Source organism: Roseovarius nanhaiticus, assembly GCF_900156535.1.
Classification (GTDB): Bacteria; Pseudomonadota; Alphaproteobacteria; order Rhodobacterales; family Rhodobacteraceae; genus Roseovarius; species Roseovarius nanhaiticus.
On the sequence record NZ_FTNV01000003.1, the window covers coordinates 464,257 to 475,740 of the forward strand.

An 11,484-nucleotide genomic window follows, 5' to 3' on the forward strand; every position below is an offset into this window, starting at 1 on the left:
ATTATTATACCTAATTTTTAACACACTGAAATTGCTTAATTAATCCGATAAGCCACGTGTTGACCCGGCGCGCACCTTCTATATAACCCGCCCATCACCACGGGGTAGGCCCGGCCTGCACCCTATACGATGGAATCAAGGAATCTGCGGTCATGAAGACATTCTCAGCGACACCGGCGGATATCGACAAGAAATGGATCATCATCGACGCCGAAGGCGTCGTGCTGGGCCGTCTTGCGTCGGTTATCGCCATGCGCCTGCGCGGCAAGCACAAGGCAAGCTTCACTCCCCATATGGACATGGGCGACAACGTCATCGTCATCAATGCCGAGAAGGTCCAACTGACCGGCAAGAAGCGTGACAAGCCCAACTACTGGCACACCGGCCATCCGGGCGGCATCAAGTCGCGCACGACGGGCGAGATCCTTGAGGGCAAGTTCCCCGAGCGCGTCGTGATGCAGGCGGTCAAGCGCATGCTGCCGGGCAACCGCCTGAGCCGCCAGGTGATGACCAATCTGCGCGTCTATGCCGGCGGCGAGCATCCCCACGAGGCGCAAAGCCCCGAGGTGCTGGACGTCAAGAACATGAACTCCAAGAACACGCGGGTGGCTTACTGATGGCTGACGAAATCAACTCCCTCGAAGAACTTTCCGCCGTCGCAACCGGCACCCCCGTCGAAGAGGCCGCCCCGCGCGAGCCTGTCCGCGACGAGTTGGGCCGTGCTTATGCCACGGGCAAGCGGAAGGACGCGGTCGCACGCGTCTGGATCAAGCCCGGTTCGGGCAAAGTCACCGTCAACGGCAAAGAGCTGAACGTCTATTTTGCGCGTCCGGTTCTGCAGATGATCCTGCGCCAGCCCTTTACGATCTCGGGCACCGAGGATCAGTTCGACGTGATGGCAACTGTCGTCGGTGGCGGCCTCTCGGGCCAGGCCGGTGCGGTCAAGCACGGCATCTCGAAGGCGCTGCAGCTTTATGATCCCAGCCTGCGCGGTGCGCTGAAGGCGGCAGGCTTCCTGACCCGCGACAGCCGCGTCGTCGAGCGCAAGAAGTACGGTCGCCGCAAGGCTCGCCGGAGCTTCCAGTTCTCCAAGCGCTAAGACGCGCCCGGACGATCATGTACTGGACAGGGGCGCTGCGGGAAAACCGCCGCGCCCCTTTTGCTTTCTGGGCTTGAGCCATGGCGGCGCTTGGCCCAACTGCTGGATGCTATTGGCTCATGCGTTACCGGCCTGAAATTGATGGATTGCGCGCGGTTGCGGTGATCCCGGTCATCCTGTTTCACGCAGGCTTTGCGTCTTTCGCTGGCGGCTATGTCGGCGTGGACGTGTTTTTCGTTATCAGCGGGTATCTGATTACAACCATCCTGATTTCGGAACGCGAGGCCGGCACCTATTCGCTGCTGGATTTCTACGAGCGGCGTGCACGGCGCATCCTGCCCGCCCTCTTTCTGGTCATGTTTTGCACGATCCCGTTCGCCTGGCGCTGGTTGGCGCCGGACCCGTTCGACGACTACGCGCGCAGCGGGGCGTTTGCGGCGCTTTTCCTGTCGAATTTCCACTTCCTGGAAAAGTCGTCCTATTACGATATCGGCTCTGCCCTCCGTCCGCTGTTACACACTTGGAGCCTTGCGGTCGAAGAGCAATTCTATCTTTTGTTTCCACTGGTCCTGATTCCGCTTGGCGCCTTTGCGCGGCGCAAATTTCTGGTGGTGTTCCTGATCCTGTCGGCACTGTCGCTGGCCTTGGCGGAATGGGGGTGGCGCAACTATCCGGGACAGAATTTCTACTTCACCTTCTCGCGCCTTTGGGAATTGCTGGCCGGCTCGATCTGTGCTGCGATCCTCTTTGCGCGGCCCCGGATGCGCAATGATGTCGCGGCCCTGGGCGGGCTGGCGATGATCCTGTGGTCGGTGTTCAATTATACCGCTGCCACGCCTTTTCCGTCTGTATACGCGCTGGTGCCCATCGTTGGCACGGCGCTGGTGATCCTTTTCGCCGATACCGGGACATGGGCCGCGCGCGCGCTCAGCGCTCGGCCGATGATCTGGGTCGGGCTCATCAGTTACAGCGCCTACTTGTGGCACCAGCCGCTTTTTGCTTTTGCCCGCATTCGCAGCATCGAGGAGCCTCCCTTGTGGGTGATGGCGCTTTTGTCTGTGATCACTCTGGGTCTGGCGTGGCTGACAATGCGCTATGTCGAGACGCCGTTTCGGCGGCGCACTCTGCTGCCGAGGCGGCGCGCCTTGCTTTCGGTCAGCGTCGCGGGCATCGCCGGGTTTGCGGCGCTAGGCTTCTCGGGTGTTGCGACAGACGGCTATCCTGGTCGGCTTGATAACGCGGGCTCGGGCGGCATGACCGCGATGCGCGCCGAGTTGATGACCTGGCCCGAAAATACCGGCTGCCTCGACGGCGTGACGCAAAGCGATATGGAACTTTGCACCGTTTTCCAGCCATCTGGCGATGTTGCGGGCGATATCCCAAGGGTCGCAGTCCTTGGCGACAGCCACGCTCAGGCGCTGTTGCCCGCCTATGCCCTCATGTCGCAGGACCATTCGGTCGAGGTGCAGTATGCAGCGCTCGGTGCCTGTTCGCCTCTTTTGGGCGTGTATTCCGCCAAGGGCGGTAGCTATTCTCAGCGGTGCCACGACTTTGTGCGCAAATCTGCCGAAGATGTCGTCGCGCGAGGGATCGACACCGTTTACCTTGTTGCGCGCTGGACCCTCTATGCCATCGGCGACTACGCCGACGAAGAGCTGACATACGCCCTTGCCGAGCGCTTTGGCGCGCAGCATGTGCGCGCGGATCAAAGGCTGGCGACGTTCGAAGCAGCTCTGGCGCGCACCTTGGCCTTTTATCGCGCCGCGGGTGTGCGTGTGGTGGTCGTGGACCAGGTGCCTTTGCAACACGTGATCACCCAGACGATGATCGAGCAATCCATGCTGATCGGGCTGGACTGGCCGCAGGCTGAACAGAAATTTCGGGCCAGTTTCGTCGCGCGCAGAACCTTCGATGAGTTCAGCCAGGCCGCGGACGAAATCATGGCACAGCAGGTGGCCGAACACGGCGCCACACTCCTGATGCTGAGAGAAGCCTTTGTGGAGGGTGGCGGTTATGCATGGATGCGGGATGGCAAGGCGCTTTACCGCGATACCAACCATTTGTCGCTGGCCGGGGCGCTCGCCCTGGCGCCGATGATATCCCAAAGCTACGCGCCGCGCCCCTGATCCTGCGGGATAAGGCCGAGGCCGCGCAGGTAGATACCGATACCCGATTCCAGCAGATCCTCGGGCGCAAAAGGGCTGGCCGCGCCGGGTGCGCCGCGCGCAAAAAGCTCGACCACACCATGGCTGAGCGCCCAGATATGGGCCGAGAACATCGCCGCGGGCGGGCGCTGCGCTGCAGGGATATGCTGGCATAGCTGCTCGGCGGCCGCCTCGTGGACGCGGCGCGCCGCAAGGGCTGCAGCGGCCAGCTCGGGCGTGCGATTGATCGATATCCCGCTTTCGAACATGGCGATGTAATGGCCGGGATGCTTGCGCGCGAAGGCCAGATACGCGCGCCCCGTCGCCTCGAACGCTGCCAGCGCAGAAGGGCCGCCGCCGTTATAGGCGTGCTTCATCAGCGCGCCGAACATCTCGTAGCCTTGTAGAGCGGCCTCGGTGATCAGGTCTTCGCGGCCTGCAAAGTGGCGATAGACCGCGGCGGGGGTGACGCCCGCGCGGCTTGCCGCTTCGGACAGCGTGAACCCGGTCGGGCCCTTGGCCTCGATCAGCTCGAGCGCGGCCTCGACGAGCGCCTGGCGTAGATTGCCGTGATGATATCCGCGTTTAGGCACGGGGCGGCTGGTCCAGAGGCTCGCCCTGCCACAGCTCGGGTCCGCCAATGATTGAAGGATCTGCCGGGCCGATGGCCTCGGCGTCCTTGTCCTCGTAGGGCACGGCACGCAGGATGCGGCGGATGGCGGCAAGGCGTGCGCGGCGCTTGTCGTCAGCGCGGATCACGGTCCAAGGCGCATCAGAGCTGTGGGTGCGCGCGAGTGTCTCGGCAATGGCCTGCGAATAAGCATCCCATTTGTTCAGCCCCTCGACGTCGATCCAGCTAAGCTTCCAATGCTTGAGCGGATCGCCTTCGCGGCCCAGAAATCGGCGCAGCTGCTCGGCCCGGCCCACGTTCAGCCAGAACTTGATCAGGATGATGCCGTCCTGCACCAGCATCCGCTCGAAGGCGGGAGCTTGGTCAAAGAAAAGCGCGCGTTGCGCTGGCGTGCAAAAGTCAAACACATGCTCGACCACGCCTCGATTGTACCAGCTGCGGTCGAAGGACACGATTTCGCCCGCCGCAGGCAGATGCGATGTATATCTCTGGAAATACCACTGTGTCGCTTCGGTATCCGACGGCTTGGGCAGGGCGACGACGCGCGCGCCGCGCGGGTTCAGGTACTGATGGACACGCTTGATCGTGCCACCCTTGCCCGCAGCGTCGCGCCCTTCAAAAAGGATGGCGATGCGCGCGCCCGCCGTTTTCGCCCAAGCCTGAAGTTTGACCAGCTCGACCTGCACCGCGTGCAGCTCGCGCTCGTAGGTCTTGCGCGGCATGCGTTTGGTATAGGGATAATCTGCATCCAGAATATCGTCCTTCTGCGCCGCACGAATGGCATCGGCGACCTGCGCGGGCGCAGTTTGTTCAAAGAAGGCGCTGATCGCACCGTCAAAGGCGTGGGTCATGAGGCTGCTCTCCTCTTTCGCGCCAGTATGGGCCGGGCGCCCGATCCTTGCAATCGCTAGAGGCCTGCGCGCGCCGCTGCGCGGTCGATGGCCGCGATAACCTCGTCCTCGGCGACATGTTGCAGCATGTGGCCCATGCCGGGCAGGCGGGTCAGAACGGCGCCGTCTATCTGGTTCACCAGCTTTTCCGAGTGGATTTCAAGCCCGACTGTCGTGTCGGCGGTGCCGTGTATGATCTCGGTCGGGGCAATGATCTGGCCGTATTGCGGCACCAGCGCCTCGATCTCGCCGAGGAGATTCGCGCGCTGATCGGCATTGGCCGACAGGCTGACCCGGCGCAGGGTAAGGGGCGCGGCGATCGCCTCCGCGTAGCCTTCGGGGGGCTCTTGGGGTTTGAAGACGCCCTCGATCGACGATTGCACGACCGTCTCGGGCACGAAGGCGGTGATGAGCGGCACCACCAGCGCCTGGCCCCAGCGCGAGGAGGTGATTTCGTAGAAAGTGCCAAGGCCGGTGTCCCACGGGTTTGACGCGGCGGCGACGGGGATGAGGGCAGCGACATCCTCGGGGAAGGTCGCGGCCCATGCCAGCGCCACGGCGCCCCCATAGCTCTGACCCATGACAATCGGCTGCTCGGCGCCCAGTTTCGCGGCGGCGGCGCGCAGAAGCTCGGCCTGCTGGACGATGCTGGCGCCGGTGCTGTTCAGCCGCTCGGTATAGCCAAGGCCGGGGCGGTCAAACACGATGACGCGGTAGCGCTCGGCCAGGCGCGGGGCCAAGCTGAACGTCATGTCGCGCGTATTGCCGCTGGCGCCGTGGATCAGGACCAGATCGGGACCGTCGCCCATGACCACCGCATGGACCTGAGTGCCGTTCACGTCGAGTATCTGACCCTCGGGCGGGTACTCGGCGACGGCGGACCTTTCGCGCCAAGTGGCCATGACCTGTACGGCCACCACGAAAAGGGCAATGACAACAGCAACATATATCATGACCTTGCGCATCCGCTCATGTCCCGATGGTGTCGATGTCATAAGGCGTCGTCTGGTAGATCATTGAAATCCAGTTGCCGTAAAGTAGATGCGCGTGGCTGCGCCAGCGGTTGCGCGGCGCGCGCGTGGGATCGTCGTCGGGGTAGTAGTTGCAGGGCACGTTGATCGGTGTGCCGGCGGCGGCATCGCGGTCATATTCCTGCTTCAGCGTGTCGCTGTCATATTCGAAATGATTAAAGACATAGAGCGCGCGATGCGCCGCATCCTCGACGAGGCAGGGGCCGACCTCATCCGAATGCAAGAGCGTGGTCAGGGCGGGCACGGCATCGATCTCGGCGCGGCGCATTTCGGTCCAGCGGCTGACCGGGACGACCATATCGTCGGAAAAGCCGCGCAGATAGGGCGAGGCAGGCTGCATGTTGTCGTGCCGGAAACAGCCGAAGGCCTTGGCGGGCAGCATGTGTTTTTCAACGCCGTGGAAATGATTGATCATCGCCATGCCGCCCCAGCAGACGCCGAAGGTCGAATGAACATGGCTCTGCGTCCATTTAAAAACGCTGGACAATTCGTCCCAATAGGTGACGTCGCAAAAATCCAGATGCTCGATCGGCGCGCCGGTTATGATCAGCCCGTCGAACTTCTCGCCGGTGGCCTCGACCTCGGCGAAGGACCGATAAAAGCTCTCCATATGGTCGGCGGCGGTATTTTTGGTCTGGTGCTCGCTCATGCGGATGAGGCTCAGCTCGATCTGGAGCGGTGTCGCGCCTATGAGCCGGGCGAACTGGTTTTCCGTCTGGATCTTTTTCGGCATCAGGTTCAGCAGGCCGATGCGCAGCGGGCGGATATCCTGACGCGCCGCCTGATCCTCGTCCATGACCATGACGCCTTCGCGCGTGAGCACGTCGTAGGCGGGCAGGTTGGCAGGGATCTTGATGGGCATGGGTCAGGCGTCCGTTCTTGCAAAAAGGGCTTAGATAGGCGTGGACGTTCGGCGCTCAAGGGCGGCGGCGATCCGATCATTGAAACTTGCGGTGTCCGTGATCGCCTCGACATCCGCGGGGGTCAGGGTCACGCCCCAGGGGGCCATCGCCTCAAAGCGCGGCTGGCGGTGCGCGAGAGCCTTCGCATAGGTCCAGCGAATGAAGGCATCAGGATCAACATCCGCCTCTACGCATTCGTTTTCACTCAGGTATTCCTCCCATACGCGGGTCAGGAATTCGGGCTGATAGGCCATCGGTTTGGGCGCTCGGTCAAACCGCCGGATCAGCTCGGCAGTATGGGCGTCGGTGCCTTCGAGATAGACCAGCAGGCAATGCTGCGACAGCTCGGTCAGCAGCGGATCGGCCGGATCGTTGCCATCGGCCCATTCACAGATCGACCCGCCGGTGTCGCAGATGAAATTCGGATAGCCATAAAGCTGCACCGCACGCTCGATGAAATAGCCGGTATCCATCAGCGCGGCGATCTCGGCGCGGCGGAACTGCTCTTGGCGGGTGCGGTATTGATCCATGGCCATACCGCCGCACGCCGGATTGCCCGGCCTGCCCAGATAGGTCGAGACGGGGGCCAGATTGTTGAACGTGATGTTCGAGCCGATATAGATCGAGTCGGACAAGAGCAGATCGCGCAGGAAGGGCACCTGCATCGCGTGCGCCTTGGCATTGTCTGCGATCAACTCGCCCATGTAGCGCGTGCCGATGCGGTAATCGATGGAGTAGTGAAACCAGTCCCCAGCGCCGCGCAGCATGTTTGACAGATGCGTTTTGCCCAGACCCGACATGCCGTAAAACAGCACATGTTTGGCGGGCGCGGCGCGCCATGTTGCGGCGTCGGGATAGAGCATGACCTGCCTCTTTGGCTAGCGTGCCGGGGCGGTGGGCGGCGCTGCGTCGCCTATTCCCACTCGATCGTGCCCGGCGGTTTCGAAGTGATATCGTATGTGACGCGATTGATGCCGCGCACTTCGTTGATAATGCGTGTCGCCGTCTCGCCCAAAAAATCATGGGTGAAGGGATAGTAATCGGCGGTCATCCCGTCGACCGACGTCACGGCCCGCAGCGCGCAGGCAAAATCGTAGGTCCGTCCGTCGCCCATGACGCCCACGGTGCGCACGGGCAGAATGGCAACGAAAGCCTGCCAGATCTCGTCATAAAGGCCGTGCTTGCGGATCTGGTCGATGTAGACGGCGTCGGCCTTGCGCAGAATTTCGAGCTTCTCGCGGGTGATCTCGCCCGGGCAGCGGATGGCAAGGCCGGGGCCGGGGAAGGGGTGGCGCCCGATAAAGCTGGCCGGCAGGCCCAGCTCCATGCCCAAGGCGCGCACTTCGTCCTTGAAAAGCTCGCGCAGCGGCTCAATCAGCTTGAGGCCCATCTTTTCCGGCAAGCCGCCGACGTTGTGGTGCGATTTGATGGTGACCGACGGCCCGCCCGAAAAGCTGACCGATTCGATGACATCGGGATAAAGCGTGCCCTGCGCGAGAAACTCGGCTCCCTCAATCTCGTTCGCGTATTTCTGGAACACGTCGATGAAGAGGCGCCCGATGATCTTGCGCTTGGTCTCGGGATCGCTCTGGCCGTCAAGTTCGCCCAAAAACAGATCGGCCTCGTCGGCGTGAATGAGCGGGATGTTATAATGGTCGCGGAACATCGTGACAACTTCGTCCGCCTCGCCCTGTCGCAAGAGACCGTGATCGACGAACACGCAAGTCAGCTGATCACCGATCGCCTCGTGGATCAGCACCGCGGCCACGGACGAATCGACGCCGCCCGAGAGACCGCAAATCACCTGTTTGTCGCCCACCTGCTCACGGATCTGGCGCACGGCCTCCTCGCGGTAGGCGGCCATGGTCCAGTCGCCGGTAAAGCCGGCGTCCTGAATGAAATTCTGGTAGAGCGTCTTGCCGTTGGGCGTGTGATGCACCTCGGGGTGGAACTGCACGGCGTAGAAGCGGCGCTCGAGATCTGCCGTAACCGCAAAGGGCGCGCCGGGCGAGGTGCCATAGATGTCAAAGCCGGGCGCGATGGCCGCGACATGGTCGCCATGGCTCATCCAGACCTGCTCGCGTTCTTCCAGGAACCAGCCTTTCAGCAGGTCGATGCGCGTCTCGGTCGGCGTGACATAGGCGCGGCCGAACTCGGCGGTGCCGTCGCCGCGCTCCACCTTGCCGCCCAACATGTGCATCATCACCTGCTGGCCATAGCAGATGCCAAGGACGGGCACGCCCATCTCGAAGACCTTTTGCGGCGGTCTGGGCGAGCCTTCGTCCATGACGCTGGCCGGGCCGCCTGACAGGATGATGGCGCGGGGCGCCAATTCATCCAGAAAGGCGTCCGTCACGTTCTGGAACGGATGGATTTCGCAATAGACATCCAGCTCGCGCAGGCGGCGCGCGATCAACTGCGTTACCTGGCTGCCAAAGTCGATGATCAGGAGGCGTTCATGTTCAATCTCGGTCATGCCAGCCTAGTAGGCCGGGCGGCGCTTTTGCGCAAGAGGGCCGGTATGCCCTGATCCTGAATCACGGCATAGCAGCCTCGGTGTGCTTGGCAGAGCCGCATGTCGCTTTCTCCCCGCAGATGGCGCAAATCGCCGCCGGCGCAGCTTGGCACTGCGATATGAGAAGCCATCACTTGGCCCTGGACTCGGGGCCTTTCAGTATTGCGAGGGGTATTATCATGGCAGAAGCAGCAGCAGCCGGTCGGCGCACACGCGGGGGCGGCGGGGCCGCACGCCGCGCCGAGCGGACCGCCGTCAGCGTCGAGACCGCCAAATTCATCGAGCGGAACATCCCCAATTACGAACTGCTGAACGAAGAGGCGCTGGAGATCATCGAGCGCAATGCCGAGACCGTTCTGGCCGAGATCGGCGTCAATGTCGTCGACAACCCCGCCGCATTGGAGCGCTGGCGCGAGGCGGGCGCCGAGATCGATGGCGAGCGTGTGCGCATCCCCCGAGGCCTTGCCCGCAAGCTGTGCGCGACCGCGCCCAGCCGCTATACACAGCACGCGCGCAACCCCGAGCGCAATGTCGAGATCGGTGGCAAGACGCTGGTGACGGCGCCCGTCTATGGCCCGCCCTTCGTGCGCGACATGGAAGGTGGCCGGCGCTATGCGACGATGGATGATTTCCGCAAATTCGTGAAGCTGGGCTATATGTCCAAATGGCTTCACATGTCGGGCGGCACGGTGTGCGAGCCGACGGATATCCCCGTGAACAAGCGGCATCTGGACATGCTCTATGCCCATATGACCCTGTCGGATAAGCCCTTCATGGGCTCGGTCACCGAAGCGAGCCGCGCGCAGGATAGCGTCGATATGTGCGGTATCCTTTTTGGCGAGCAATTCGTGCAGGACAACACGGTGATGACGTCGCTGATCAACGTCAATTCGCCGATGACCTTCGACGACGTGATGATGGGCGCGCTCGAGGTTTATGCGGCGAACAATCAGGCTTGCATCATCTCGCCCTTTATCGTCGGCGGCGCCATGGCGCCCGTGTCGGTGATCGGCACGCTGACACAGGTTCTGGCCGAGGTGATGGCGGGCGTGGCCTATAGCCAGCTGGTGCGTCCCGGTGCGCCGGTGATCTTCGGCGCTTTTGTCACCTCGATCGACATGAACTCGGGCGCGCCCACCTTCGGCACGCCCGAAGCGAGCCACATCCTTTATGGCGCGGGCCAGCTGGCGCGCCGGATGAACCTGCCGTTCCGCTCGGGTGGGGCATTGTGCGGCTCCAAGCTGCCCGATGCGCAGGCGGCCTACGAATCGGCCAATACGCTCAATGCCGTGCTCCTTGGCGGCGTGAACTTCATGCTGCACAGCTGTGGCTGGCTTGAGGGCGGTCTGGTCGCCGGTTTCGAGAAGTTCGTGATGGATGCGGACCAACTGGGCGTTCTGCACAATCTGGCGCGCGGCGTGCAGTGGGACGAGAACGGGCAGGCGATGGACGCGCTGCGCGAGGTCGGTCCCGGCGGGCACTTCCTGGGCTGCGCGCACACGCAGGCCAACTTCAAGGACGCGTTCTGGCGTACCGAGCTGCTGGATTACAAGCCGTTCGAGACTTGGGATGAAGAGGGCGCACGCGATACCATGACGCTCGCCAATCTGCGCATGCACCGGATGTTGGACACTTACCAGCGCCCGGCGCTGGACCAGGGTATCACTGATGCGCTGGATGAATTCGTGGCCAAGAAGAAGGCGTCGATGCCCGACGCCTTCATGTAAGACAAGACCGCCCGCGCGGCCTGGCGATCAGGCCGCGCGGGTGCTGCGCAGAATCCGCGCCTCGCCCATCATGGCGATCAGGATCTCGACATGGCGTGTGGCAGAATAGCCGCCCGAGAACCCGTTGGTGCCAGTCTTGCGCTGATCATTCAGCGCCTCTTCCATTTCTACCAGACGCGCCAACGCCGCAGCGCTGCGCGGCAATGTGCCATAGCCGAAATGGCGGCGCAGATGCGCCTCGCGTCGGTATTCGGCCGCGCCGATGCGCGCCGCGCGGATCAAGAGGCGTGGGCGACGCAGGGTATCGAGGGCTTTGAGAATGTCGTGCATGGGGTGTCTCCGAACTGAATTGCGACCTTTTCATGGCACAACTATGGCGGGTGTTGCGCAATTGACCTCAACAGCGCGCGCTCCGGTTCCCGTTTGTTTACGCATTAGCAACCAATGTTGCCAAACCGTTGACAATTAACGGACCGGTAACGTTTTCTCGCTTAGGTTGCATTCAAAGACGTGGATAAGTCTGTGGATAACCGGCGAACCGTAGG

At 62.5% G+C, this 11,484-nt stretch carries 11 protein-coding genes; 4 read left to right on the top strand and 7 right to left on the bottom strand.

All coding sequences use genetic code 11. The features are described from left to right. The first annotated feature begins 152 nt into the window (after window positions 1-152). The 3 genes from rplM to BW975_RS15380 all read left to right on the top strand — a co-directional run bounded on the left by rplM (window position 153) and on the right by BW975_RS15380 (window position 3,225). Window positions 153-617: a 50S ribosomal protein L13 gene (rplM, locus tag BW975_RS15370; RefSeq protein WP_076535176.1), complete on the top strand. Its 465-nt coding sequence runs from the start codon at window positions 153-155 to the stop codon at window positions 615-617. Continuing rightward, window positions 617-1,099 carry a 30S ribosomal protein S9 gene (gene rpsI, locus BW975_RS15375; RefSeq protein WP_076535177.1) on the top strand — a complete coding sequence of 161 codons (483 nt, stop codon included), beginning with the start codon at window positions 617-619 and terminating at the stop codon, window positions 1,097-1,099. The genes rplM and rpsI overlap by 1 nt, the downstream gene beginning before the upstream one ends. 119 nt (window positions 1,100-1,218) lie before the next feature. Then, the gene (locus tag BW975_RS15380) at window positions 1,219-3,225 is read left to right on the top strand and encodes an acyltransferase family protein (protein WP_076535178.1); all 2,007 of its coding nucleotides are present in this window, start codon (window positions 1,219-1,221) and stop codon (window positions 3,223-3,225) included. Here BW975_RS15380 and BW975_RS15385 read toward each other — a convergent pair. Genes BW975_RS15385 through guaA form a run of 6 tightly spaced genes read right to left on the bottom strand, consistent with a single transcriptional unit; the run spans window position 3,207 to window position 9,173 of the window. After that, window positions 3,207-3,836: a TetR/AcrR family transcriptional regulator gene (locus BW975_RS15385; protein WP_076535179.1), complete on the bottom strand. Its 630-nt coding sequence runs from the start codon at window positions 3,834-3,836 to the stop codon at window positions 3,207-3,209. The genes BW975_RS15380 and BW975_RS15385 overlap by 19 nt on opposite strands. Beyond that, window positions 3,829-4,725: a polyphosphate kinase 2 gene (ppk2, locus tag BW975_RS15390; RefSeq protein ID WP_076535180.1), complete on the bottom strand. Its 897-nt coding sequence runs from the start codon at window positions 4,723-4,725 to the stop codon at window positions 3,829-3,831. Before ppk2 ends, BW975_RS15385 begins: the two co-directional genes overlap by 8 nt. Before the next feature lie 56 nt (window positions 4,726-4,781). Beyond that, window positions 4,782-5,717, bottom strand: coding sequence for an alpha/beta fold hydrolase (locus BW975_RS15395; protein ID WP_083687153.1), 936 nt, complete (start codon window positions 5,715-5,717; stop codon window positions 4,782-4,784). Between the two features lie 16 nt (window positions 5,718-5,733). Continuing rightward, window positions 5,734-6,657 carry a homoserine O-acetyltransferase MetA gene (gene metA, locus BW975_RS15400; RefSeq protein WP_076535182.1) on the bottom strand — a complete coding sequence of 308 codons (924 nt, stop codon included), beginning with the start codon at window positions 6,655-6,657 and terminating at the stop codon, window positions 5,734-5,736. A 30-nt stretch (window positions 6,658-6,687) separates the two neighbouring features. Then, window positions 6,688-7,560: an ATPase gene (locus BW975_RS15405; RefSeq protein ID WP_076535183.1), complete on the bottom strand. Its 873-nt coding sequence runs from the start codon at window positions 7,558-7,560 to the stop codon at window positions 6,688-6,690. A 50-nt stretch (window positions 7,561-7,610) separates the two neighbouring features. Further along, entirely contained in the window at window positions 7,611-9,173 is a 1,563-nt protein-coding gene (guaA, locus tag BW975_RS15410; RefSeq protein ID WP_076535184.1) for a glutamine-hydrolyzing GMP synthase, read from the bottom strand. 218 nt (window positions 9,174-9,391) lie between these two features. Here guaA and BW975_RS15415 point away from each other — a divergent pair, with 218 nt between their 5' ends. Continuing rightward, window positions 9,392-10,939 carry a trimethylamine methyltransferase family protein gene (locus BW975_RS15415; RefSeq protein ID WP_076535185.1) on the top strand — a complete coding sequence of 516 codons (1,548 nt, stop codon included), beginning with the start codon at window positions 9,392-9,394 and terminating at the stop codon, window positions 10,937-10,939. Window positions 10,940-10,966: 27 nt separating this feature from the next. Here BW975_RS15415 and BW975_RS15420 read toward each other — a convergent pair whose 3' ends face one another. Then, window positions 10,967-11,269 (bottom strand): DUF6477 family protein, encoded by a 303-nt coding sequence (locus BW975_RS15420; RefSeq protein WP_076535186.1) that lies wholly within the window; start codon window positions 11,267-11,269, stop codon window positions 10,967-10,969. Window positions 11,270-11,484 lie beyond the last annotated feature (215 nt).